The 25,167-nt window shown below is 40.5% G+C and carries 21 protein-coding genes; 2 read left to right on the top strand and 19 right to left on the bottom strand.

Annotated features, from left to right (window positions below; all coding sequences use genetic code 11):
* Positions 1-2: 2 nt before the first annotated feature.
* From G563_RS0127490 to G563_RS0127410, 16 genes are all read right to left on the bottom strand, one after another.
* Positions 3-1,562: a type I restriction-modification system subunit M gene (locus G563_RS0127490; protein ID WP_028668165.1), complete on the bottom strand. Its 1,560-nt coding sequence runs from the start codon at positions 1,560-1,562 to the stop codon at positions 3-5.
* Positions 1,563-2,159: 597 nt separating this feature from the next.
* Positions 2,160-3,197 (bottom strand): BT4734/BF3469 family protein, encoded by a 1,038-nt coding sequence (locus G563_RS37295; RefSeq protein WP_051211248.1) that lies wholly within the window; start codon positions 3,195-3,197, stop codon positions 2,160-2,162.
* A gap of 82 nt (positions 3,198-3,279) precedes the next feature.
* Entirely contained in the window at positions 3,280-4,905 is a 1,626-nt protein-coding gene (locus G563_RS0127475; protein ID WP_028668163.1) for a YfjI family protein, read from the bottom strand.
* Positions 4,906-4,914: 9 nt separating this feature from the next.
* Positions 4,915-5,247 (bottom strand): helix-turn-helix domain-containing protein, encoded by a 333-nt coding sequence (locus G563_RS0127470; protein ID WP_084650993.1) that lies wholly within the window; start codon positions 5,245-5,247, stop codon positions 4,915-4,917.
* A gap of 72 nt (positions 5,248-5,319) precedes the next feature.
* Positions 5,320-7,341, bottom strand: a complete 2,022-nt coding sequence (locus G563_RS0127465; RefSeq protein ID WP_028668161.1) for a hypothetical protein — start codon at positions 7,339-7,341, stop codon at positions 5,320-5,322.
* A gap of 31 nt (positions 7,342-7,372) precedes the next feature.
* Positions 7,373-8,515, bottom strand: a complete 1,143-nt coding sequence (locus G563_RS0127460; RefSeq protein WP_028668160.1) for a site-specific integrase — start codon at positions 8,513-8,515, stop codon at positions 7,373-7,375.
* A gap of 6 nt (positions 8,516-8,521) precedes the next feature.
* Positions 8,522-9,118 carry a helix-turn-helix domain-containing protein gene (locus G563_RS0127455; protein ID WP_028668159.1) on the bottom strand — a complete coding sequence of 199 codons (597 nt, stop codon included), beginning with the start codon at positions 9,116-9,118 and terminating at the stop codon, positions 8,522-8,524.
* Between the two features lie 233 nt (positions 9,119-9,351).
* Positions 9,352-11,208, bottom strand: a complete 1,857-nt coding sequence (gene mnmE, locus G563_RS37780) for a tRNA uridine-5-carboxymethylaminomethyl(34) synthesis GTPase MnmE (protein WP_084650992.1) — start codon at positions 11,206-11,208, stop codon at positions 9,352-9,354.
* Positions 11,208-11,408: a DUF4177 domain-containing protein gene (locus G563_RS0127445; protein ID WP_028668158.1), complete on the bottom strand. Its 201-nt coding sequence runs from the start codon at positions 11,406-11,408 to the stop codon at positions 11,208-11,210. The genes mnmE and G563_RS0127445 overlap by 1 nt, the downstream gene beginning before the upstream one ends.
* 17 nt (positions 11,409-11,425) lie before the next feature.
* Complete coding sequence (locus G563_RS0127440) at positions 11,426-12,178, bottom strand: DUF3575 domain-containing protein (protein ID WP_157585646.1); 753 nt, start codon at positions 12,176-12,178, stop codon at positions 11,426-11,428.
* A complete protein-coding gene (locus G563_RS0127435; RefSeq protein WP_028668156.1) occupies positions 12,171-12,929 on the bottom strand; it encodes an LVIVD repeat-containing protein in 759 nt (252 codons plus the stop codon). Before G563_RS0127435 ends, G563_RS0127440 begins: the two co-directional genes overlap by 8 nt.
* 21 nt (positions 12,930-12,950) lie before the next feature.
* On the bottom strand, positions 12,951-13,490 hold the full coding sequence (locus G563_RS0127430) for an LVIVD repeat-containing protein (protein WP_028668155.1): 540 nt from the start codon (positions 13,488-13,490) through the stop codon (positions 12,951-12,953).
* 16 nt (positions 13,491-13,506) lie between these two features.
* Positions 13,507-14,688, bottom strand: coding sequence for a metallophosphoesterase family protein (locus G563_RS0127425; RefSeq protein WP_028668154.1), 1,182 nt, complete (start codon positions 14,686-14,688; stop codon positions 13,507-13,509).
* Positions 14,689-14,733: 45 nt separating this feature from the next.
* Positions 14,734-16,758, bottom strand: a complete 2,025-nt coding sequence (locus G563_RS0127420) for an OmpA family protein (protein WP_028668153.1) — start codon at positions 16,756-16,758, stop codon at positions 14,734-14,736.
* A gap of 121 nt (positions 16,759-16,879) precedes the next feature.
* Entirely contained in the window at positions 16,880-18,235 is a 1,356-nt protein-coding gene (locus tag G563_RS0127415; protein ID WP_028668152.1) for a glycoside hydrolase family 140 protein, read from the bottom strand.
* 89 nt (positions 18,236-18,324) lie between these two features.
* Entirely contained in the window at positions 18,325-19,092 is a 768-nt protein-coding gene (locus G563_RS0127410; protein ID WP_028668151.1) for an SDR family NAD(P)-dependent oxidoreductase, read from the bottom strand.
* A 357-nt stretch (positions 19,093-19,449) separates the two neighbouring features.
* On the opposite strand from G563_RS0127410, the gene G563_RS0127405 reads away from it, so the two are divergent.
* Positions 19,450-21,720 (top strand): aconitate hydratase, encoded by a 2,271-nt coding sequence (locus G563_RS0127405; RefSeq protein WP_037328371.1) that lies wholly within the window; start codon positions 19,450-19,452, stop codon positions 21,718-21,720.
* Positions 21,721-21,908: 188 nt separating this feature from the next.
* Here G563_RS0127405 and G563_RS0127400 read toward each other — a convergent pair whose 3' ends face one another.
* The 3 genes from G563_RS0127400 to G563_RS0127390 all read right to left on the bottom strand — a co-directional run bounded on the left by G563_RS0127400 (position 21,909) and on the right by G563_RS0127390 (position 24,020).
* Complete coding sequence (locus tag G563_RS0127400) at positions 21,909-22,385, bottom strand: CHRD domain-containing protein (RefSeq protein ID WP_051211247.1); 477 nt, start codon at positions 22,383-22,385, stop codon at positions 21,909-21,911.
* Positions 22,386-22,467: 82 nt separating this feature from the next.
* The gene (locus tag G563_RS0127395) at positions 22,468-23,163 is read right to left on the bottom strand and encodes an SH3 domain-containing protein (RefSeq protein WP_157585644.1); all 696 of its coding nucleotides are present in this window, start codon (positions 23,161-23,163) and stop codon (positions 22,468-22,470) included.
* A gap of 83 nt (positions 23,164-23,246) precedes the next feature.
* Entirely contained in the window at positions 23,247-24,020 is a 774-nt protein-coding gene (locus tag G563_RS0127390; RefSeq protein WP_028668147.1) for an SDR family NAD(P)-dependent oxidoreductase, read from the bottom strand.
* A 298-nt stretch (positions 24,021-24,318) separates the two neighbouring features.
* Here G563_RS0127390 and G563_RS0127385 point away from each other — a divergent pair, with 298 nt between their 5' ends.
* Positions 24,319-25,167, top strand: a complete 849-nt coding sequence (locus G563_RS0127385) for an alpha/beta hydrolase (protein ID WP_028668146.1) — start codon at positions 24,319-24,321, stop codon at positions 25,165-25,167.

Raw genomic sequence — 25,167 nt, 5'->3', positions numbered from 1 at the left:
GCTTAAAACGGGGTTGAAATGTTGAGTTCTTTACAAAAATCGGCAATGGTTTTATCTGTATCAGCTATATCGGCCTCTAAGCTTTTCAATTGTGCCGCAATGAGATTTATATCTATTGTGCTTTCGGCTTCAAAGGTATCAACATAACGCGGGATGTTTAGATTGTAGTCGTTGGCTCGGATGTCGCTCAGGCTTGCTTTATGGCTGTATTTTTCCTCCTCGGTACGGTTGCGGTAGGTACTTACTATTTTTTCAATGTCGGTATCCCGTAGGTAGTTTTGATTTTTGGCCTTCTCAAAGTGCTGGCTAGCATCAATAAACAAAACATCTTCGGGGTTTTCGCGGCATTTTTTCAGTACCAAAATACAGGTAGGGATAGACGTACCGTAAAAGATATTGGCGGGGAGTCCTACCACAGCATCCAAATAATTACGGTCTTCAATCAGGTATTGGCGTATGTGTCCCTCTGCTCCTCCTCTAAACAGTACCCCGTGAGGTACTACTACGGCCATTGTGCCATTGTCGGCCAAGTGGTGTATCATGTGTTGCACAAAGGCAAAATCAGCCTTAGAACTTGGGGCAAGTTTCCCGTATTGGCTAAAACGGTCGTCGCTCATGTGTAGCGGATTGGCTGACCAAATAGCAGAAAAGGGGGGATTTGCTACAATTGCCTCAAAACGAAGGTCTAAATGTTGGGGGTGTTCGAGGGTATCATCTTGGCGTATGTCAAACTTTTTGTAGTGTACCCCGTGCATAATCATGTTCATCCGCGCCAAATTGTAGGTGGTACGGTTGAGTTCTTGCCCGTAGAAATTAGAAACTTCGGCCTCTTTTTGCAACCTCAACAACAACGAACCCGAACCGCAAGTAGGGTCATAGGCTGACTTTATCTTTGTTTTGCCCGTCGTCACGATTTTTGCCAAAATAGTAGATACCTGCTGAGGGGTGTAAAATTCTCCTGCTTTCTTCCCTGCACCACTGGCAAACTGTCCAATTAGATATTCATAGGCATCGCCCAATACATCGGCCTCGGTGTTTTGTAATTCAAAATCAATCGCGTCTAAGTGCGAAAGTACTTTAGTAATAACCTCGTTTTTGGCGGCTTCGGTGCGTCCTAGTTTGGTTGATGTCAGGTCGAGGTCTTCAAAGAGTTTGTTAAAATCCTCCTCACTATCCGAACCCATCGTACTTTGTTCGATATTGGTAAGGATATTGCTCAAATCATCCAAAATAAAGTTATCGGTTTGGGCTTTTCCTCGTTCGGCTATTTTGTGAAATAGTTCATCAGGTTTCAAGAAAAACCCCAATTGCTCCAAAGCTTCTTCTTTGATAGCTTCTAAATATTCTTGTCCTTCTTCGGTGGTTTCGTCTATTTCATCATACGTCATGCTGTCTTGCTCCAAAATCTCATTGGCAAAGAGGTGCATTCGTTCCGATAAGTATTTATAGAAAATGAATCCAAGAATATAATCCCTAAACTCATCGGCATTCATTTTGCCCCGTAGGGTGTTAGCAATGTTCCAAAGTTGCTGTTCTAGTTGTTTTTTGTGTTCTATCGACATTGATTAATCTTACACTAAGATTTTTAAATTTTATCATTTTCTCTTTATCCCAAAGGGGGAGAATGTGCAAGTATAATCTTTTTTTGGGGGAGATAAAAAGGCAAAAACAACAAAAGGGGGTAGTATATAGCCTCCCCCTGTGTTACTTATTGTAGCTTACTACGTCTAATCATTACAAAGTTTCACAACCTGCCCCAAAGAGCGTTTTAGCGCGTTTTCTCTTTGTTGGTAGCTATCCCCTAATCAATCCGTTTTTGTTCGGTTTTGAGGCATTTTTAGGGCTTTTTTTAGTTGCTCCACCAATCATAAGCACCTGATTTACTTATTATTAAAGGAAAGTTGCAAACTATCCCCCCCTATGTCATTTTTGCCAACGTGTTTCTATGGCAGGGCATCGGGTAGAAAAACAAAAACAGATAGACTTTTACCTACCCCCTCCCCCTGTTGTGTACCAAACCTTTGGGTTTCCTCATAGCTTGAAAAAAGAGATAACTATTTACATGACTTTTCCGATGTCATACACGCGTGTATTGACCGTGTTAAAATCTTCTACAGCTCAGGAAAGGGCTTTTTAGAACAATAAAAACTTAGGTTTTATTAGGTTTTACCGCTTAAAAGTTCAATTAAATCTTTTTCGGTGAGAGGGGGCGTAGTTGCTTCCTTCAATCCTAAACTTTGGGGAGTATATTCTTTCCATGTGGGTACATAGTCCTTTGGGGGGAGTTCGTTCCATTGGTGGGGATAAGGTATTGGCTCAAAAAAAGAGCTACTTTTAGATGGAGGTATGGGGGTCTGTTTGCCATATTCTATACCATCGCAAATCGTTTTTAAAGGCTTATAAGTTGGCTTATGGCTTGCCTGATTGTATATTTGATTGTACTCGTTTAACGCTACTATTGCTTTGTCTTCATCTAATAAACCTGATGCAATATATCCACCTGCTAATTTTGAAGCTTTTAACAGGTTATTGTGTCTTTCACCATCAACACTATTCTTAATTATTTTATGGCATACTTGAAGAGGGTCAAATTTATTCCAATCATATTGAATTAATACTTGCTTAGGTGTGTGGAGTATAGGAGTATCAAGCCCTTCAAATGGTACTGCTTTATCGTTCAAATATACACTATCATCATAGGTATATCCTCTTAGCCTTGTAACATCGCGGCAAGCCGCATCAATATTAATTTCAAGGTACTGTAAAAATATCTTTTTTAGAGCTTCAAAATGTAACACGTGTTTATCAGGGTATCGTATCGGGATACCCACAGCATATCCCATACCCGACACTGACTTTATACAAAAAGCGATATTAGGTATCTTGACAAGTTGCTCTTTTAAATCATCAAAATTGCCTATTGACTCATTTCCTTTATAGTCTATATCAAGACAAATTAAACCACTATGCTCTACTAAATTCTTAGAAGCTCGATATGTAAAAACACCACTTGGGGTAATTGCTGGCAAAGTTGCCTTTATTATATCTCTCTCAGGTTTGGTTTTTAATGCTCTGATATATTCTACTTTGTCTCGATATTTTGTTGAAGTCAAAAACTGCCTTATTGTAACTGTTTTAGGGTTGTGAGGGGTATTGTAGTTAGCAAAAATACTAACAGCTCTATCTAATATACTCATGGCTATATTTCTCTTAAATGTGTACTTTATTGAACCGACTAAACTGACTAAAGTACTTTTGTCGGTTTAGTCGGTACGATAACTACGCCTTTTTGTAAAAATCTTTTGTTCGGGGATTCACAATATACTGCGGGGCAGGGGGGCGTCCTCCTGTTGGCTCTGATTTGATTTCCGTCAACCAATCTAAAGCAACAAGCGTTTTAACAGCGTCATTTATTGTAGCGTTATCAGTCAATAAATACCACCCTTTTCTCTGTATTTCGCGAACCGTAAAAGTAGTAGGTAAAATGCCTTCGGCTATTTTTTTACTTAATTGATAAACGGCCTGTTGTCCACTATTACCAATTTCTGCGTATATCCGATAGGCATGACTCTCTAAATATGAGGCATATTTTATTGCTTTTTGCAAAGCTTTTAGCGAAACCCCTTGTTTGCATAATTCAATATTAGATGAATCATCAGCGGTCAATGAAGCGTAGTCGATTAAGTGAAAAATTAGTGCCAATGACGGTACTAATGAGCGATATTTACCCAAATGCTCTTCTATTAAGTTGGGCAGTTCTTCGCTTCTTAATTTTTCTTCTAATTGTTCTAGCCAATTTTTAAATAGGGGTTGAGCCTCATAAGTAAATTTTATATAAGGGATGCGGACATATTCATCTTTTGAAACCAAATCGTTAGGGTCAAAATTCGCTAATTGCTCAAAGATTCTATATGCTTTTTTTCTTGCTACTTCCTCAGGATATGAATCCACGTAATTCCAGTTGTTTAAACGGTCAGGATATACAGCGATTTGAAAACGCTGAATCATTCCATCATTACCATAACTGTTAATTAAATTTTGAAAATACCCTGCAAGTTTTGACGGTTGGATACCACCAAATATAGAAAGACACAGGTTTGGTATTGAAAGTGAGGGACGCCCAACCCTATCCACTTGAAACGAACCCATTCCGTTCCATGCTTCCAAATAAAATGCTCTGTCTTGTTCATGGCCTGAACGTTCCCACGAAGCTAATAAACCAGCTAATTCATCTCTAATAATAGTAATACCAGTAGGATTATCATTTAGGATAATACCTAATTTCTCAATGGTAGCATCATTGGCTAAATATCTTTTTTGAATGGGCATTGGCTGTTCTTCATTCAGTAAAGCCTCAAGTTCAGATAGGTCAGATTGGCCTCTTTTTAATTTAGCCTTCAGATTTTCTTTCTTTACTTTATGTATTTCAGTAGCATTTTCAACTCTTTTACATTCTGCTTTGTAGGCTTCATTTGCATTTTGCTCCAAAAACTTAATAGGTTTAGACACCTCATTAATAATAGGACTTTTTAACATAGAAGGCGAACCAATCAACATACCCCAAAGATTAGGTATGACAGTCCAATCGTCGTATTGTTTTGGTCTAATACTTATACGCGCCCCTATTAATCCACTGGTTAAAGTAACAACTGTTGCAAAAGCAAAATCAGGGGGGGTCTGTGTTCGATAAGAAATATCTTTTATCCAATCCTTCAACCCTTCTGGCAAAAAATCGTAATCTATTTTCTCAACATTAGGCAACGGTTTTTCTATCGACTGCGGTTGAGGGTGTCTTTCCCCTAGCTCATTGAGGTTAAAATTATCAGGAATAATTACATTTTTTTTCGTATCTTTAGCTCCAGATTCCTTCAAAATCTCAGGGCTGTGGTGTGGTGTTGTTTCCATAATCAGCCCTTATTTTTTCCGTTTTATAATGTAATTATCAGCCTCGGCAGCGGTTTCTGCATACGTCTTTTTACGGCCTTCCTTCAACCAAAGGTCTATTTCAGACTTTAGAAAATAAAGTTTTTTCCCTCGCTTATGTACTGGTATAACCCCGCTATGTACCCATCCATATATAGTAGGCTTTTTAGCTTTGTCGGGTAGGTAATCACAAAGCTCGGATAAGTCAAACCAGCGTTCTGGCTCTTCGGGTTGCGACTTTTGAAGCAACAAGGCTTTTAGCTCTTTTACTTCTTGGTGGAGTTGGTAAACCGCCTGTGGCAGTTCATCGAAAGAAAATTTCATGGCTATTAATGGTTAAAATTAATAGCGCAATATTAACAGGGGCATTTAGGGGCAAAAAGGAGGGAGTACTCCCTATTTTAATAAATTATACTCCTTTATTACGCTTTGTTTATGTTTATAAGCAGTATAACGCTTTTTATTTTCCTCAGTATATTCGCTCATAGAATTTATATTTCCTTTTATTGTCCTTTCATTCGTATTTAACAAGTCACCAATTTTTTTATCTCTATCTCTTTTCACTGTGCAAAAATTCTTCTCTAGGCACGCTAAAAACCCTAAGAAATCTAACATCGCTATAGCGAAAGGAATAGGTTGTGATGTTATCAAATGAATAAGGTTTTGTTGATTATTCTTAGAAAGGGCTGTAACTTTAGGAAGCTCAAAAAAACCATACTTTACCAATTCTTCTGTTATTCTATCGGGCTTTGTTTGCTCCCTTGGTATATTTTCCAATAAAACTTTTTCAGTATCTGCTATATACTCTTCTTTTTTAAAAACATATTCTATTTGCTTACAAAACTCTTTTTCTGGTGTAGCTTCGGGGTAGTTCAAAAACTCCTTTTCAATCAATTTCATTATCAAGTTATGATTAGGGGTATTGGAACTTTCAGCAACTGGATAACCTCCTACCTCAAATTTAAGTAGCATTCCATACAAAATATGCCTTACTTTATCATTGATAGGTAACAATTTTAAGTGTGTTATCACAGAATGGGGCTTGGATTCATTTGTTCTTATATAAATACACTGTTGCCACATCAAGTTTAAAAACGCTAGTGGCTCAATAAATCCTCCTCGGCTACCTACCTGAAAATATTTCCTCACAGGCAAAACCAAACCTTTTTGGTTTGCGATATTGTCCACATTATGATAAAAATCCCAATCATATTTTGTACTAATCTCTTCAAAGTCTTTAGCGTTATATGTATATGTTTGGGGCAGTTCTTCTAAAATGATATATTCACTATTGGTATTACCGTGTAAGACTTTACTATTGTGGCAATATTTTTTCTCTGGCGTATCTCCTGTATATCGTAAAAAAGCTTCTTCAATCAATAGTAAGCAAATCCCTTCTCCCTTTCTACTATTTATTTCTATGACTGGATAACCATTATAAAACTTTAATATAAACCCAAACAATACGTGCCTTTGTTCTTCTGTGATAGGCAAACTTTCATAATGCTTCAATGTACTATAGGGTTTTTTACGATTACTTTCTAAAAAGTCTATCTGCTCCCATAGTAAGTTCATGAATTGCAATGAATCCATAAAACCAGCTCTTTCCCCTGTCTCAAAGTATTCTTTTGTTGGGATAATGAATCCATTTACTATATCATCACTTGAATTACCTACATTGAAATAGTAATCCCAATCGTTGGCATATAAAGTCATACTTTTAGATAAACTTTTCATTGAAATAGGTGTAGTATTTTCTATTTCATTTTTCACTTTTAGTAAATAGGGTAAAAACAACCTACAGAAAGAGACCACAATACAAGGCATATTTCCATAAATATAATCTACTTTTTTGTGTTCATAATATCCGTTTTCAACCCTTAAGTATTCGTAATAAGCTTGTTTAATTTTATCTATTTCCCATGTCTTAGGGTCGCTGTAAGCCTTAGATATAGGTTGTAGCTCTGCCTCATTTATAAATTCTTCTATCGCCTTAATCTCTTCTTGTACAGCTTTTAAGGGAGGATTTGTACCATATTTGTTTTTAAATTTCCACTTCAAAAACTCAAAGTACATTACTCCTGTAACCTGTTTTAGACGCTGAGAACATTCTGAGGCAGTTTGAGGAATAGGCATATAACTATACTCTTCGTTGACTTTTCCTACTTCATCCCTTAAATATTCTTCTAATGTTTTATTTGGTCGTTCTTCATAGTACCTTTCCGTTTTTTGTTTTGTTCTTTCTTCTTGCTCTTCCTCTGTCAGTACGTTGAAAACGCGAAAAGGTCTTTCTATTTCCTCATACTTCTTCCTATCCAATAAATAATAAGCTCCTAATTCTCTTAAAAAATTTTGACTTGCAAATGCTTCTACTAACAATGTTCCTTCAATGTTATCTGAAAAATTTCTGTTATTCATCTCTTATTCTTAGTTAAAATTCAAAATGGCTTTAAAATTCCAATTTTATTTTGTCGGCTGCATCCCGTTTGGTTTGGTCTAAAACCTTTGCATAAATCATTGTGGTTTTTAAATCCTTGTGAGTGAGTAGTTTTTGTAGGGTTGTTATTTGAGTTCCCTTTGATAGTTGTAAAACTGCGTACGTATGCCTAAAACAATGAAATTTTATATTCTTTGTTACTCCTGCTGCTTCAATCCATTGGTACAGGTGTTTGTTTTCGTATGCTGAATACTTTAGCCCCTCAAATACTTTGTCTGTAGGTTCTTTGCGTTCACCCAGCAAACTGTAAGCCTGTTCGGATATTGGTATATTTTCAACACTTTTTGTTTTTTGTGTTGTAATTTTCAAAATATACCCTTCATTGCTTATATATTCTATTTCACCCCAAACAAGTTTTATTACATCTGAATGTCTCAACCCTGTGAGGGCTGAAAACAGGGCTGCACTCTTCAATAGGGGATTTTTACATTCCGTTTTTGCAAGTCTATTCAGTTCCTCAATGGTTAAAACCTCCCTTCGGGTCTCTGCCTGTTTCACAGATTGAATCCTTACATTTAGGTCGTTTTGCAAATATCCGTCTTTATGTGCTTGTTTTAGGGCTGCTTTTAGCTTATTGAAATAAGACACAGCTGAATTTTGAGAAAGAGGTGCTTTACTGCTCTTATTACTTTTAGTAGTGAGTAAGTACTCTTTAAACTCATTACAAAATTTCTCATTAAGGTTAGCAAACTTTAAATTTCCATTTGTGAATGTTTTAAGGTAATTGTAAGCAGAAACCCAATTATCATAGTTTGACTCTTTACGTTTGTTAACAAGGGTTCTAAAATACTCAACAAAGTTTTGTTCCCCCAACTCTTTGATTTTTAGTTGTTGCTTTTCGTAATCTGTATAGATTTCAGGTTTGTTCAATTGATTTTCCCGCTTCTGCTTTATCTGTTCTGCCAAAAGCGTCGTTTGTTTATTATGCTCCTTCTCTATTTGATTCTTTGGTTTTTCATAAATGTAAATTCCCAAAAATTCGCGACGGGTAGGTTTACCGCTTTCAGGGTGAGGTATAGGTGGGTAAAAATCCAAATAGAGGCTTCTACGCCCTTTAGAAATAGGTTTTTGCCGTAGCGTTACTTTCGTTGCCATTGTATTTTACGATTTGGGTGTTTTACTCAACAGTTTATCAATTATCGCTTTCGGAACATAGGCATACCAGCCCTTTTTTATTTTGGGAACCTCGTGCCGTTTAATCAAATTTTGTAGCGTCGTTTCTGAAATATTGTATTTGTCCTGAACCTCGGTAATTGTGTAACAGTCCGCAATGTCAAACGCCCCTGCATCTATCCATTCCTTTATTTCCTGTACTTGGGTTTGCGGTATGGGTGAGCGAATTGGCTCAGTAAATAGTTCATCAAGGTCGCAACGCCTTACTATGGTTTTCTTTAAAAGAATGTTTGTCGCTTTCAATTTTCCAGTATTGATAAGACTATAAACATTTTGACGGGAACAGCCTATAAGTTTTGATACTTGCGTAACGCTTAAAAATTCTTTAGTCTTTAGTTCTTCAATAGGTTGGGCTTTTACTCTTTGGGTGTGTTTGTTACTTTCCTCAACCTTACCAGCCCTTTTTTTCGCTTTGTATGCTGCACTATTGCAACGGTGTGAACAGTACATCGTGGTAGTAGTTCGGGCTGTGAACTCATTACCACAATGCTGGCAAATACGTTGTACCTTAATATTGCTACTCATTTGTACTAATGTGTATGAAAGTGTTTAAAAGTGTAAAATTTGTAAAGTAATTAAGGTACAAATTTACCCAAAAAAAATACCGCTTACAGAAACGGTACAAATAAGGTACAAATATAACCTTAATAAACTAATAATAAAACAAAACAACCATTAAGTAAAGATAAAATAAAAGCCCTATTATCAGGGCTTTAGCATAATTTGTTAAGTATTTAATATTGGGTTATTTTGGTCGGTTACTTTCCGATACAAAACTTAGAGAAAATATTTGCCAATAAGTCATCATTAACTATTTGGCCTGTGATTTCACCCAAATGGTGCAATGCCAGTCTTATATCTTGCGCTAAGAAATCGCCCGTTATGCCCATATCTAAGCCATTCAAAGCATCGGTAAGGGCTTCTTGGGTTTTGAGCAAATGCTCGTAATGTCGTAGGTTGGTCACAACAGTATCATCAGAGGTCTTAGCGGTCATCACCATAGCAGCCAATTCCTTTTTTAGTTCTTCAATACCTGTACCTGTTTTGGCTGAAATAGCAACCCCACCCCCAGCCCCTCTCCTTACAGGAGAAGGGGGATTAAAGCCCTCTCCAGAAAGGAGAGGGTTGGGTGGGGTTACCCTTAAAATCTCTTGCAATACCGCATCGACATTCTCTAACACCTCTTCATTTGTGAAACGAACAAGGGTTATACCATATATTTTATTCAATTCTTCTGAACGTAACTTATCATACTCCTTTTGTTCTGAGTCCGTATGAATACCCCCGTCTACTTCAATACCCAAACGGTGTTCGGCACAATAAAAATCCAAAACAAAGCCTTCCTGAACAGCATGTTGTCTTCTAAATTTTAGATTGTTAAACTGCCTATTTCTCAAAATTTGCCATAGGAACTGCTCTGCATCTGTTTCTTTTTGTCGCAAATACCGCGCATTCTCCAAGACTTCTGGGGGAATTTTGTAGTTCATTGGCTTATACCCTTCTTCAATAAGAAGTTGTGCTTTGGATTTAACCTCACCCAACCCTCTCCTTTCTGGAGAGGACTCCAAACTCCCTTCTCCTGCAAGGAGAGGGGCAGGGGGTGAGGTTAAATCCGCTTTATTCTTCACCCATAATACCTTTTTTCCTTCCTCTAACCCCTGCGCTAAATTTTCGACTTCAGCGTAGGTTTCGTCTCCATCAAACAACAACAGTACAATATCCGCCTGATTCATAGCGCGTTTAGAACGCTCAATACCCATCGATTCTACTAGATCGTCGGTATCGCGGATGCCCGCTGTGTCTATGATTCTAAATTTGATGCCCTCAATATAAAGTACATCTTCGATGACATCACGAGTAGTACCCGCAATAGCCGTCACTATTGCTTTTTCTTCGTTAAGGAGCGCATTGAGCAACGTAGATTTACCCACATTGGGAGCGCCAATAATCGCCACAGGCACTCCTTCTTTGAGGGCATTTCCGAAGTCAAAAGAATCGATAAGCGGTGTAATGGTACTTTGTAAACTTTGAATGAGCTTGCGCAGATCGTCACGGTCGGCAAACTCCACATCTTCTTCTCCAAAATCCAACTCCAACTCTACAAGCGAAGCAAAATGGATTAGTTCTTCGCGCAAGGCACCCAATTTTTTGGAAAATCCTCCACGTAGTTGGTTTAAAGCGGTACGGTGACTTGCCGCCGAATCGGCCGCAATCAAGTCGGCTACGGCTTCTGCTTGTACTAGATCAAATTGCCCATTCAGGAAAGCACGTTGCGTAAACTCACCCGGTCGAGCCAAACGAGCCCCGTTTTTTACCAACAATTTTAATATTTGGCGGATGATATAATCCGAACCGTGACAAGAGATTTCGACGGTATCTTCTTTGGTAAAAGATTTTGGGCTTTTAAAAACCGAAACTAGTACCTCATCTATGATAGTAGCGCCATCGCGAATCGTACCAAAGTGAACCGTATGACTCTCCACTTGGGTAAGGTTTTTGCCGCGAAAAAGGCGATTTACAATTTCAAACGTACCTTTTCCTGATACCCGTATCACACCCAATGCCCCCACTCCCGTGGCGGTAGCCAAGGCACAGATAGGTTCTTGCTGTATCATCAAAAAGTAGCTAAACGTTTAAATATAAAGAACATCTTAGAAGTAGCACCATGCCCCACGTTCATATCCAAGGAGTTGACAAGTTCCCAGCCTTCTTGCGCCATTTTATTCAATTGGACTTCAATATCTGCCGCATCAAGTTTCATACCCCAAAATCCACCGGGCTTCAACTCAATGACTTTGTATTCAAATTTTGTCATTTGCGCTAAGTTTAAATTTAGGGCAAAGATAAGGATTTCGGTTTTCTTGGCCTAAAAGCATATCCCAATGCTATCCCCGCCGAAATCCCCAAGGTGGTTCCATAATTGCCGGGTCTATTAGTTCTAAAAGTAAACCACTCTGAGCGGGAAGTGGAAGCACCTCCTACATTATCGCTCACCACCAAACCTCTTATTCCCATTCCCATATAAACATCAATAATGACACCTTGAGCTGTTTCCAACACACACCCCCATTTGAGATGGGCAGCTGATACTTTTCGATTGGTACGTATGGGCATCTCCTGAAAATAGGCACACGCTCCCGTAGCAGGATTGCATCCTTGGCCTATGCCCATCAGACTATGGGTAACAACATTTTTGTGATAATACTCAAGTGCTAGATAAGCCCCTGTGTTTTTTTCAGTTAGATAGTACCTCATCTGCGTTCTAAACCGCCAAGTTTCGCGATTTGGATAAAGCTCTCTTTGACGAGAATAAATATTGAACGCATTGTCCCCCCAGCCCAGTTCTTGCTGCACGCTCCAATGTTTACTAAAAGGTACTTCAGCGGCCAAAGTAAGCGAATTTTCGACGTCGAGGAGGGTACTCGGAATCGTCTTCAAAATCAAATAAGGAGATGCTTGCTCTTGAGCAATGCTGTTGTTTGTCCATAGCATCAACCCTAAAAGTATCAGATGTAACCTTCGACATAATCCATTCATGAGTACATTGGTCAAAATCACTAAAATAAAGAAGTAGGTTTTATTCAACTTCTATTTTACTGATTAGCTCTAATTTACCTTCATTTTGATAAGAATATTGCAGAAGCCCGCCGTCGCCGGTTACGAGCAAAGTCTTCGGAAGCGGAATCACATCAAAAGATTTGACATCCGACAAGGTATATTTTAGCGTTGGTTTTGTAGGGTCTTGAATATCAAACACTTTGAGGCCGTTGTTGCCTTCACATACAAAAAGCTGATTTTCTATCACTCCTAGCCCATAAGGCGTTTGCATAGTTTGGGTATAAACCAACTGAGGATTTTTTAAGTCTTTAATATCAATTACATCCAAAGAGCTTGTAGAGGTAAACCGACGACAATCTACGCCTGCCCGCAATGTAACATAAGCGTAATTTCCCTGAACCACCACAGGGTCGCAGCTCTGTACATGTCTATATTGTGAAAGAAGCGTAGGCTTTGAAGGTTGTTGATTGTCAAAGATATACATACCGTCGTTGGCCCCAATAAAGAGGTTGTTTTTATACGGAAAAATCGTCTCCAATCCCATGTTAAGCTCTACTGCATCTTGTTTTACGGGATTGGTGGGAGTGCTAATGTCGTACACCTGAAGTTGGTTGGGCAAAACACAATAAAGGGCATTGCCCACAATTGCAAATCGCGCCATTGAGCCACCCGTACCTGTTTGTCCGTTGGGCGATATATCGGCACTTTTGTCACTAGAACAGGCAAGCACCAAACTCCAAAGCAAACTAATCCCTAAAGCGTATATTACATTTTTCATGATTATTTCCTTTTAAATACCCTAACGATAGCACTTTGGACGACTCATTTTTACTTTCTCCCAACCTATTACAACGCCCTTAGTTTCATCAATACACTCAAAGTAAGTATTGATGTAAGGAGGAAACGATTGAAGCGGAAAAGCATTTTCTATTCTTTTTTGAATAGTCACCTGAGTAGGATCTGAAATATCAAGTACCACAAAATCCCGCCCATTGTCGGCATACATGAGATTACCTTTCACGGCAATGTCCACATTGCCCGGAATATTTATAAAAGAAAGTTTGCGAGGAGAGGCTGGATTAGCATTGTCGATGAGATGAATCCCTTTGCCTTGCTCATTGATAAATAGATAATTACCTTTTACGTATATTTTACCCGGCTTACGAAGAGGCTGAGGAGCCACAGTGGTTACTTGTTTTATTTGCTCGGCTGAAACATAAATAGGTCGATAGCCTTCGCCACTAAAAGCAGGTGCTCCAGGAGGAGCCGTATCGGTATCTACAGTGCAGCCTACCAGGCCACCCAAACCTACCAACAAACAACGTGCAATTGTTTTCATAATCAGCCTTTTATAGTTATAAAACTTTCTTCAAAATGCCAGTTTTAATATCAACTTCCCAGCTTTCGGTCACTACTATTTTATCCTCAATGTCGCGGTATTCGATGTCGAGTTTTTCATTGGTAAATTTCAACCACGCAAATCCATTATATCCTACATCTACCCGTCTCAAACTCTTACGTTTACGTTGGTCGTAAAAAACAATCGAATCGGTATCAATTTTAGGAGCATCTATTTCAACGGGCATTCCACCATGCCCGATACAACGCCCATGAATCGGCAATTTTGCCACTTTAGTTTCTTGATAACCCACCAAACGATGTTCATGCCCCCACATCCACAATACAGGACGTAAAAAATCTCCAAACAGTTGGCTCAACTGCTGTGCAGGTTTGGGAAAAGCTTTCCGAAACAATGAAAAAGGCGGATGATGACTCAAAAATATAATCCCACGGCGGTCATTAGGATTGCTTAAATGAAGTTGGTTTTTGAGCCAATTGAGCTGTTCTTTTCTCAAATGACAGTTGGGCGGAGAAAGTATTTCAATCAAAGGCCGCTCCACCGAAGTATAGCCCGTGTCTAAACCAATGATACGCCAATACTCATTTTCTAGGCAAAAAAAGCCCGCTTTTTGGGTACTGACACTATCTCCTTGCCGTACGCCCATCGTGGGGAGCAACGTCTTAAAAAATGCATCTCCATTAGAATACATTTCATGGTTGCCAGAGAGCGCCAAACTCCCCCACTTACCGCGCGGCCAAGAAGCCTTAGGACTGATGAAATTATCGTGTACTTCGGAAGGTGCTCCTACAAAATAAATATCCCCCAAATGAATCGAAAAATCGGGCTTATGAGCCGCTGCAATCGCCCCTATTTTATCAGACTCAGGCGTATCAGAAGCCCAATCTGACAACAGAGCAATCTGTGTAGTCTGGTTTTCAAGTGGCATCTTAAAGACACCCGTCTCCTCCCCCACGGGATAATATTGGTAGGCATGACGCGGCCCAAAACGACTTTTGAGATAATGGTACGCAAACCCAAAAATATTAAGCCACAGAAAATCAGTTAGTTTACGACTGGCGTCGGCATCGTCAGCTACATTTTGAAGTTGGGCGTTTTGGGTACGTAGGTGATTTTCAAGTTCTGAGTGCCCTACATCTACGTATTCGTTGAGTTCGCGTTTGGTCTTTTCTGCCATTTGACTTGTTTAAAAGTCAGCTAATTAAGCAAAAAAATAACAAAATCACACTTTCAAAATCGTAAACTCTACGCGGCGGTTTTTTTTGCGGGTTTCTTCGATTTCATTACTCGAAACAGGTTTAGTAGAACCCCAGCCTTTGGTCTGAAGTCGCGTTTCGGCAATTCCTTTGTTTGTTAAGTATTTTTTCACCTCACCTACGCGCTGTTCGGATAGCTCCATATTTAGCTTAAAATCGCCTTGATTGTCGGTATGCCCTTCGATGAGTATTTCCATCGTGGGGTATTTGAGCATCATATCGGCTATTTTGTCTAAGTCAACCAGTGATTCGGGTACCAGTTCAAACTTGCTTTGCTCAAACATCACCCCGTGAAGCACTATTTTTCTACCTTCTTTGATTGGAACCAACAGTATGTTGCGTTTTATATCCCTAAACCGACGGTCTTTGGATAAATCAACGATTTCGTCAATAGGAAAGAACCCTTCTTTGAGGGCACTCATTCTGTATGACTCTTGGACGGGCAGGATAATTTTGTACTCGCCTGTCTCAGGGTCATATTCTACCTTAGACACATTCGTATTGTCTTTCAACAAATTAGCGACAATTTCGGTATTGACTGGTTTTTTGGTATCAGCATCCAACACATTCCCCGAAATAATCGCCACCGGCTCGGGACGAATCGCCGCATATACTTTAAAGCGAAAAATATCTTCGCCCCCTAGGGAGTTTTGCATAGAGCTCACGTAGGCATATTCGCCAGAAGCAGGAATACTCAAAAAACCGTCCCACTGAGGCGTATTAATGGCCGGCCCTAGGTTTTCGGGTTGAGTCCATTTGATCCAACTATCATCAAGGCGACGACTGATAAAAATATCGCCTCCACCATATCCTGCATGACCATAAGAAGTAAAATAAAGTGTTTTGTTGTCGGCAGCGATAAAAGGTGCACTTTCTACTTCAGCGGTATTCACAACCGACCCCATATTGGTGGGTTTGGTCCAAGTTCCGTCATTTTTTAGAAAGCTTACATACAAGTCGCGGTCACCATTGGTATCTTCTCTTTTGACGGACATTACCAACACATTTCCTCTAGGCGATAGCGCAAACTCGGTATTGTTTTTCTTATCGAGGTTATAGATATTTTCAATTTTACATTCTACGGGTGAGTTCCAGCCAGTTTTGTTACGCGTTGCTTTCGAGAGCCCAAATGTCATGGTACCGTCAGGGCGATAGACGTTCATAAGATAGAGCGTTTTGCCGTCGGGCGAAATACTCACAATAGCATTATTGTCGGCATTGTTGATAGGGGCGCCCATATTTTGAGCTTCGCTCCATTTATCGCCCAAACGGGTAGCATACCATACATCTTGGTTTTCGGCCCCTCCGATATTTTGTTCGTATTTTCCGCGCGTAAAATAAATCGTTTTACCATCGGGCGAAATAATAGGTGCTACTTCTTGGGCTTTGGTGTTGACAGTAGAGCCGATATTTTCTTTTAAAATTTCCTTAGGGGCGTCTTTATAGACATTGATATTGAGTTCAAAAGGTTTATCGGAATTGTTAAGACCAATCGCATCGATTTGATTGTATCCTTTTACTCGCGCCGGATTAAGTACTATTTTGACCGATGCAATCAGCATGGTAGTATCAGCTACTGCCAACGCCAGGACTTTGCCTACTTCTGAAGTCACCGTGAGACCGTTTTCGAGCACGGTCATTTCTTTTCCGGCTGGGTCATAGGCATATACCCGCGTAATACAACCTTGATTAAAATTTTCGACAATTAAGATTTGGCGCGCTTTTTGTGGCGTTTCAAAACCGACCCGTATCCATTCTTCTACGTTCGAATCGGCATTGTACGGCGACCATGCACAAGCTGTTTCGCCAAAAGGAGGGAAAGTATTAGGGTAGCCTAAGGCTTGTACTGCACGGTACTCTTGCCCATGAGTTTCTTTCCTAAATTCTGAAGAAAATCCCACTAACTTGCTGGCCCACTGAATCTCTTGGGCTTGGCTTGTACCAATCGACACTAAAACAAACCACAACCAACCCGCTAGCTTGGTCATCATGAGAGGTGTAAAATTTATTTATGGAGTGTAATATTTCGTAAAAATAAACAAAAATCATTCCATAAGCATGGCTAAAACACCAATCTAATAAGTTTATTAAAGATATCGAAAGTTGTTCATGTCACTTACGACCTACGTTTCCTAACAACAACAGCCAATCATCCTCAAGCGTAGGTGGGATAAGTTCGCGAGTTCCTTTAGGTTTGAAATATCCTCCAATCCAACGCTTATTGGTGCGAGGGCTAATCCAAAGCGCCCGGATACTCGTCCCATTTATTTTTTCTACATTGACTTGAATGCTACGCCCCGTCGGCAAATAAATAGCCGCCATTCGGTAATTGGGCAAAACCCCTACGGTGGCATAATCATCTCCCCCAACCTTCCCTCTACCTTCTACCAATACTTGGCTAGTAGTATCTGCCTTAAACAAATACCACGGCAACGCCCCCATAATTTTAGAGAAATAAGCCATTTGATTAGCTCCCGGGAGATTGAGTTTTTCTTGCCAGTTATTTTCAAAAGCCCAAACCGAACTGCCATAACAATGCCCTGCTCCGCCACTTAGCATTGTCCAATAAGCCTGCCGACGAACCATTTGGTCAGAGCCTTCGTTTTCGTCTTCATGTTGAGCTTCTCCCAACACAAACGCCCGTCGAGGTATTTTTTGAGCTTCTGCCAAAGCTGATTCGTATACTTGAGGCCTGTCTTGTGCCTGACCTTCTTTTTTATCCTTAAAATAGTGATGAATCATACTAAAATCTAGCCATTTTTCGGCAGAAAACACATCGGTACTTGAATGAGTGTTTGCGGCATGATAGGTGAGTAATTGGAAAGGTGCGGCGCTTCTCAAACCTTCGGCTATCGCTATTTGTATTTTCTCTTCACGAAGTGGATCACGAGTACCGCCCATTATCCAGAGTACATTTTGGTGCTTTTTGAAACGATTGCCTAAGTATTCGCCATAAAGCTTGGCTTTTTGTTCCCCATTTTGAAACTGTACTTCATCCCAACCCGCCAACCAAGCCGGTGCCAACGCTACTAACAGATGTAACTGCGAAGCATGATATAGGATGTCTTCTACATACTGAAAATACCTTTCGTTGGGAGTGGCAAAATCATTGTTTTTCCCAAAAGGGCGTTCGCCATAGGCATTGGACTGAGTAGGACTAGGCGGTAGTAATTGAATAAATATGGTATTGAAGTTTTTGTTGGCTCGGTTGGCCATGTATTCTTTGGCATCATTGAGGGTCAACTTATGCAAAAGCAACCATCCTGCATCGGCATTCATTAAAAATGGTCGATAAAAACGATCTACCAAATAGCGGCCATTAGGGCTTACTTTGATAGGAAACACCCCTTGGCTAGTGACCACTACCGAGGACGGTGACTTTTTTACTGCTTTTTTCTTTTTTTGGGCTAACAAAGTAGGTAATATGCTCCAATAAAGCAGAACAACAATGCTTAACAAACGAGCCATAAAGGTTTACATAGATTAGGAAACGGCAAAACTAATAAAAAAGCCATTGCGTTTTGGGTTTCCTAATCTAAAGAAAGTCCCTTTTTAGGCTATTTAGCTGCCATTCTAATGGCTCCGTCTAATCGGATCACCTCGCCATTGAGCATTTGGTTTTGGATGATATGCTTGGCCAAAGAAGCATATTCTTCGGGCTTTCCTAAGCGCGACGGAAAAGGCACTTGCTGCCCCAAGGAGGCTTTGACCTCAGCGGGCATCCCCATTAGCAAAGGAGTTTCGAAAATACCGGGAGCAATCGTCATTACTCTAATCCCCATCTTGGCAAACTCTCTGGCTATGGGTAAAGTCATGGATACAATTCCCCCTTTGGAAGCCGCGTAAGCAGCTTGACCAATCTGACCATCAAAGGCCGCGACCGAGGCTGTATTGATGATTACCCCACGTTCACCACCCTCTTCTGGTTCGTTGTTTTGAATGACCGCCGCCGCCAACCTAATCACATTGAATGTGCCGATAAGATTTACAGCTATTACTTTTGAGAATAACTCCAACGAATGTGGCTGTGTTTTGCCCACTACCCTTTGCGCTGGGCCAATCCCTGCACAATTGATAACTCCATGAAGCCCTCCAAAAGCATTTATAGCAATATCAATGGCGTTTTTGATGCTATCTTCGTTTGTTACATCCGTCTGTACAAACAAAGCATTCTCGCCTAGCTCTCCTTCGTTTTCTTCGCCAGCAATGGTATTTACATCTACCAATACCGCATTGCCACCACTCTCTACTATCATTTTGGCCGCGGCAGCCCCTAACCCTGAAGCGCCGCCCGTTACCAAAAAAGTTTTATCTTCAATATTCATTTTAATCTATGTTTTAGAATTTAAGTTGAATAATTGTTGTCAAAATAGTAACATTATTTCAAAAAACGAATTTCAGGCTCTTTCATCTCTTACCCTATTTTTCATTTTGCTGGCTGCTCAAGGCATCCTTTGAATCGCTCTCTTATTAAAGTTTTGTGCTCATTATCCTACCTCTAAAATAGATAGTATGATAATGAACAACTTACAACTATGAGAGTATGCTTCAAATATGCCCAATTCCGCCCCTAAAATTTCTCGTATTAGATACTTTCTACAACTATTTAGCAAGTTTTTGCACGTATTTTGCTTTTCAGTTCGTAGTTTTATGCCTGAAATTAACTCATCCCTCTAAATACTATGGCGTTATTTGATTTGGATATGATCAAGGGGGTCTATGCTCGCATGGGCGAGCGCGTTGACTCCGCACGTAAAGCTGTTGGTCGTCCGCTAACACTTTCTGAAAAAATCCTTTATTCTCACCTCTGGGAAGGCACTCCCTCTAGTCCTTATACTCGTGGCAAAGATTATGTGGACTTTGCCCCAGACCGCGTAGCTATGCAAGATGCTACCGCTCAAATGGCGCTTTTACAGTTCATGCAAGCGGGTCGTCCTAAGGTTGCGGTTCCTTCGACTGTTCATTGCGACCACCTTATCCAAGCCAAAGTAGGTGCCGTAGAAGATTTGAAAATCGCCAATGATAAAAATAAAGAAGTTTACGATTTCTTAGCTTCGGTATCAGATAAATACGGTATTGGCTTCTGGAAAGCAGGAGCGGGTATCATCCACCAAGTAGTGTTAGAAAACTACGCTTTTCCGGGTGGTATGATGATTGGTACCGACTCTCACACTCCAAACGCTGGCGGTCTTGGTATGATTGCGATCGGCGTGGGTGGAGCTGATGCTTGTGATGTAATGGCTGGCTTGGCATGGGAACTGAAAATGCCTAAGCTTATTGGGGTTCACCTTACTGGTAAGCTAAGCGGCTGGGCTTCTGCCAAGGACGTTATCTTGTGGGTAGCTGGTAAACTTACCGTAAAAGGTGGTACAGGCTACATCGTAGAATACTTCGGAGAAGGTGCTGATAGCCTTTCAGCTACAGGAAAGGGTACTATCTGTAACATGGGTGCCGAAATCGGAGCTACAACTTCTATCTTTGCTTATGACGAAAAAATGGCCGACTACCTCCGCTCTACTGAGCGCACAGAAGTAGCCGAAGCTGCCGATGGCATCAAAGAGCACCTCCGCTCCGATCCAGAAGTATATGCCAACCCTGCTCCTTATTATGACCAACTCATTGAGTTGAATTTGTCGGAGTTGGAGCCTTATGTCAATGGTCCTTTTACGCCTGACTTGGCTTGGCCTCTTTCTAAATTTGGACAAGCAGTTAAAGAAAACAACTGGCCTACTCGCTTAGAAGTAGGGCTTATCGGCTCATGTACCAACTCTTCTTACGAAGACATGACCCGCTCAGCATCGTTGGCTTCTCAAGCAGCGGCCAAAAAACTCAAAGCAAAAGCAGAGTTTACCATCACTCCAGGTTCGGAGCAAGTTCGTTATACAGCCGAGCGCGACGGTATCTTAGCCAAATTTGAGTCTATTGGAGGAATTGTACTAGCCAATGCCTGCGGACCTTGCATCGGCCAATGGGCACGTCATATGGATGACCCTACCCGCAAAAACTCCATCATTACTTCATTTAACCGTAACTTTGCCAAACGTAACGACGGCTTTGCAAGCACTCACGCGTTTGTAGCTTCTCCCGAAATCGTAACGGCGTTGGCAATTGCGGGTGACTTGACCTTCAATCCTATTACGGATACACTTATCAACGAAGAAGGCCAAGCCGTCAAATTAGATGAACCCCAAGGTATCGAATTGCCACCTGCTGGCTTTGCTGTTGAAGATGCTGGCTATCAAGCTCCTGCCGAAGACGGTAGCAGCGTACAAGTAATCGTGAGCCCTACTTCTGACCGCTTACAATTGCTTGAGCCTTTTTCAGCTTGGGAAGGTAGCGATATCAAAGGTTTGAAACTTTTGATTAAAGCCAAAGGTAAATGTACTACTGACCACATTTCTATGGCAGGGCCTTGGTTGAAATACCGTGGTCACTTAGACAATATCTCCAACAATATGCTCATCGGGGCGACCAATTTCTTCAATGAAAAAACCGATAGCGTCAAAAACCAATTGACCGGAGAATATGGCCCTGTGCCAGCGGTTCAGCGTGCGTACAAAGCTGCTGGGGTGGGTTCTATCGTGGTCGGTGACGAAAACTACGGTGAAGGTTCATCACGCGAACACGCTGCTATGGAGCCACGCCATTTAGGAGTCCGCGCTATCTTGGTGCGTTCTTTTGCCCGTATCCACGAAACCAACCTCAAAAAGCAAGGAATGCTTGCATTGACTTTTGCTAATCCTGCTGACTACGATAAAATCCAAGAAGATGATTCTATCGACATCGCTGGGTTGAATGATTTTGCTCCGGGTATTCCTCTTACAGTAGTGCTCAACCACGCTGACGGAACCTCTGAAGCAATTTCAGTAAATCATACTTACAACGAGCAGCAAATTGAGTGGTTTAAAGCTGGTGGCGCGCTCAACATCATTCGTGCTCAAGTTTCTAAATAAGCTAGATCAAACAACTACTTTTTATAGTTGAATAGCGAGGTCAATGACCTCGCTATTTTTTTGTTTCTTTTGCCATTTGCTATCCTTCAGTGGCGTTCTTCTTAATCGCCGCTACAAGAAATCGGGACATAAAAAAAGCTGCCCTAGGGCAGCTTTTCAAGTAAATTTCTTCTATATATAACTATTTTTTATTTGCGATTGGCTTTCCAAGTCACAAAATCAGACATATTAACTTGTCCACGGATTTCACCTTTTGGATAGGCAACTGATTTTAAATTTACATAAAACAACCCCGCAAATAGTTGGTTTTCTCTTTGTTGGTTAAGTACCAAACTTCCTGATATAGGGGAAGTAGGATTTGCGCCAAAACCGCCTGGCACCTCTGGACCTTCCTCATAGCTTTGTCCTGTATGAAAACTTCCAGATGTAGGAGTAAGACCAGAATAAGTAATAGTATAAGTAAGGGTTTTTGTATCTTTGTTATAAACCCCTTCCATACGTCCTGTAGCACTACTCTGTACTGGTGGAACTGCATTAGCACCACTTAGCGTCGCTTCAAATTTAACCTCAGGATTGGTGTGTGGCCCCGTGTCTTTACAACCTATCATTACGCCTACCGTAAAAAGGGCGACTAAAATGGGTAAAACTTGTTTCAGTTTTTTCATGGAAATTGCTGCTTTTATTTTGTTTGATTGCAATTTTAGGATTTTATCTGTGAATATACAATATTTTCACAAAAAATCTCACCTACTGCACCGCCCATACGTCAAGTTTTCGGACGTATAAAGTTTGGTTTTCCCACCAAATACGCAGCCATTGGTCCGACTGCCCTATCACGGTCACCTTATTTCCTTGGGCTATCCACTCTTTTACGGGAGCCGCTGCCGAGGGAGCTTCGCGTAGGTACACTTTTTCTTTATTGACAATACCAATTTGGTAATTATCAGGAAGATTGAGCAGTAAGAGTAGCGTCAGTAAGTAAATCACCACTACCCATTTATGACGATTTCTTATACTTTCTCCCTTTATTTTTTTTTGAATTAATACCCCAAAGGTATAAATACCCACCACCAACAAAAACAAAGTAAAATAGAGGGAGTATTTTCTAAAAAAAAGGAAGACAAAACTAAAATCATCGACTTCATAACCTTCCAAATTGTGAGCAGCTGCAATCTCATTGATTTTGTTGAGGATATTTTGCTGAGGCTGCCGATTGTATATCATACTCAGATAGTACAAAGCCTTCGCATAATGATTCTTTTTTTCGTTTATGAAAGCCAATTTATAATAGATAGTGAGCGGAACTGCGGTCGTATTTTTGAGTTCAGACAAGTACTTTTCATAAAGTACTTCCGATTCGGCATGTTTGCCCTGCCGAAACAATGAATCGACTTCTTTAAGATCAATGGGCTGTGCTTGTGTTTCGACTATGATACCTATCACAGCCCATCCTAAAAGAAAAAAAACTCTTTTTAGTCTTGGATACAGTTGCTTTATCTTTTTATTAATTTTCAACGTCCTCTTGCTCAATTGTTGAGTTTTACAAAACCGCCATCAATCAAGTAATCACAACCCGTAATAAATCCTGCTTCATCTGAGCACAGATACAACGCCAAAGCCGCGATTTCACTAGGTTTTGCCATTCGCCCAATTGGTTGGGTTTTTGAAAGCTTTTCAAACATTTCTTGCTCTTTCCCTGGGTAATTTTTTGCAATAAAACCATCCACAAAAGGAGTATGCACGCGAGCCGGCGAAAGGCAATTGCAGCGGATATTGTCGTGTAAATAATCTTTGGCTACCGAGAGTGTCATCGCAATCACGGCACCCTTACTGGTCGAATAAGCAAAGCGATCGGGAATACCCACCGATGCGGCAATCGATGCGGTATTGAGAATCACCCCTCCCCCTTTAGATAAAAAATGCGGAATAACCGCAAAAAGGCAATTGTACATTCCTTTGACATTGACATTGATGATACGGTCAAAATCGCTTGCTTGTGTCGTGTGGGCTTTCCCAATATGGGCGATACCCGCATTATTGACCAATATATCAATCGGATGTTTTTGGGTAATTTCGGTCACTACCTGCATTACATTCTCTTGATTGGCTACATCCAAGGCATGTGCTTCGGCCTGTAATCCTTTATCGGTGAGTTGGTTGGCTACTTGTTGTGCTTGGTCGATGTTTAATTCTAAAATATGTACATAGGCACCTTGCTGGGCAAAAAGCTCAGTAATCGCTAGACCGATTCCGCTAGCTCCACCAGTGACAAGGGCGACTTTATTGGTAAGTGAAAACATAAGGGTTATTTTTTTGCTATTTAAAGCCCCAAAGTTGGTAAAATTACCGCGATTTTGATAACTCCTTTTACATTATCTTCTTCTTCTTTAAAATGCGCCCTAGCCTTAAAACACTTAAAATGAAGCACCTAAATTCATTCTTATTGTTACATAAAGAACCTACTCCTAAAATTAAATTTCATCCCAAATCAGTTAACTCACTTATTTCGTATATAAACATGAGTACTAGCCGTACACTAACTTTCTATTGCTATTTTTTAGCTTTTCCATAATATTGCCCTTGAAATTGCATAAATCTATGAGAATCGTAAAGTATCTAATAGGAGGCTGGCTACTATGGGGACTGATAAGTTGCCATCTGAATGATGTCACTCCCTCTACTATTGATGAAGAAATTACAGACTACCAAGGTGATTTCAACCAACCCTATGGCTCCGACCCAAGCCAACGATACGATATTTATTATCCGTACAGTACCAATCAACAACCTTCTGAAGTTTTGATATTGCTTCATGGTGGTGCTTGGGGCGCAGGCGACAAATCTTTTTTACTTCCCACGGTCAGGGCTTTGATGGCGCAGAAAAAAAACCTAACAATCGTCAATGCTAACTACCGGCTCACTTCTTCCAAAGGCATCCGTCTGGAGCAGCAACTCAACGATATAAAGCTCCTCATAAATCATTTACACCAAAAAGCAACCAATTTTAATATTACGACAGGAGCTTTTGCGATTGGGGGTGTAAGTGCCGGCGGGCATTTAGCCTTAGAATACGCCTATGCCAGAGATACAACACGCCAAATCAAAGGTGTGGTTGGGATTGTAGCTCCTACTGATTTGTCTTCTGAGCCTCTACGTCAAACAGGTCTTGATTTATCAATTCAACAATTGTTGGGAACTACATTTGAGCAAAATCCAGATGCCTACTACCAAGCGAGTCCTTTTTATACAGCCAAAAGCACCGCACCTACCACTTTGCTTTTTTACGGTGGTAAAGATGCGGTGGTACCTAGAGAGCAAGGCGAGCTTCTAAAGTTCAAACTGACAACTATGGGCGTCAAACACAGATACTATTTCTATCCTGACGAAACCCACGATTTTACCGCAGAACTGCTCGCTGATAAAATTATCGCCCTTTTTGCGATGTAA

The organism is Runella zeae DSM 19591, from assembly GCF_000423565.1.
Classification (GTDB): domain Bacteria; phylum Bacteroidota; class Bacteroidia; order Cytophagales; family Spirosomataceae; genus Runella; species Runella zeae.
The sequence above is the reverse complement of the archived record's forward strand: the minus strand, read 5'-3'. Positions and strand labels throughout refer to the sequence as shown.

Coding starts and splice junctions, on each gene's coding strand:
- G563_RS0127470 (WP_084650993.1), bottom strand. CDS start 5,247: ATGAAATTTTCTTTCGATGAACTGCCACAGGCGGTTTACCAACTCCAC.
- G563_RS0127410 (WP_028668151.1), bottom strand. CDS start 19,092: ATGAATATTGAAGATAAAACTTTTTTGGTAACGGGCGGCGCTTCAGGG.
- G563_RS0127400 (WP_051211247.1), bottom strand. CDS start 22,385: ATGAAAAAACTGAAACAAGTTTTACCCATTTTAGTCGCCCTTTTTACG.
- G563_RS0127425 (WP_028668154.1), bottom strand. CDS start 14,688: ATGGCAGAAAAGACCAAACGCGAACTCAACGAATACGTAGATGTAGGG.
- G563_RS0127460 (WP_028668160.1), bottom strand. CDS start 8,515: ATGGCAACGAAAGTAACGCTACGGCAAAAACCTATTTCTAAAGGGCGT.
- mnmE (WP_084650992.1), bottom strand. CDS start 11,208: ATGATACAGCAAGAACCTATCTGTGCCTTGGCTACCGCCACGGGAGTG.
- G563_RS37295 (WP_051211248.1), bottom strand. CDS start 3,197: ATGAGTATATTAGATAGAGCTGTTAGTATTTTTGCTAACTACAATACC.
- G563_RS0127415 (WP_028668152.1), bottom strand. CDS start 18,235: ATGGCTCGTTTGTTAAGCATTGTTGTTCTGCTTTATTGGAGCATATTA.
- G563_RS0127420 (WP_028668153.1), bottom strand. CDS start 16,758: ATGATGACCAAGCTAGCGGGTTGGTTGTGGTTTGTTTTAGTGTCGATT.
- G563_RS0127475 (WP_028668163.1), bottom strand. CDS start 4,905: ATGGAAACAACACCACACCACAGCCCTGAGATTTTGAAGGAATCTGGA.
- G563_RS0127455 (WP_028668159.1), bottom strand. CDS start 9,118: ATGAGTAGCAATATTAAGGTACAACGTATTTGCCAGCATTGTGGTAAT.
- G563_RS0127405 (WP_037328371.1), top strand. CDS start 19,450: ATGGCGTTATTTGATTTGGATATGATCAAGGGGGTCTATGCTCGCATG.
- G563_RS0127465 (WP_028668161.1), bottom strand. CDS start 7,341: ATGAATAACAGAAATTTTTCAGATAACATTGAAGGAACATTGTTAGTA.
- G563_RS0127390 (WP_028668147.1), bottom strand. CDS start 24,020: ATGTTTTCACTTACCAATAAAGTCGCCCTTGTCACTGGTGGAGCTAGC.
- G563_RS0127435 (WP_028668156.1), bottom strand. CDS start 12,929: ATGAAAAATGTAATATACGCTTTAGGGATTAGTTTGCTTTGGAGTTTG.
- G563_RS0127430 (WP_028668155.1), bottom strand. CDS start 13,490: ATGAAAACAATTGCACGTTGTTTGTTGGTAGGTTTGGGTGGCCTGGTA.
- G563_RS0127445 (WP_028668158.1), bottom strand. CDS start 11,408: ATGACAAAATTTGAATACAAAGTCATTGAGTTGAAGCCCGGTGGATTT.
- G563_RS0127385 (WP_028668146.1), top strand. CDS start 24,319: ATGAGAATCGTAAAGTATCTAATAGGAGGCTGGCTACTATGGGGACTG.
- G563_RS0127490 (WP_028668165.1), bottom strand. CDS start 1,562: ATGTCGATAGAACACAAAAAACAACTAGAACAGCAACTTTGGAACATT.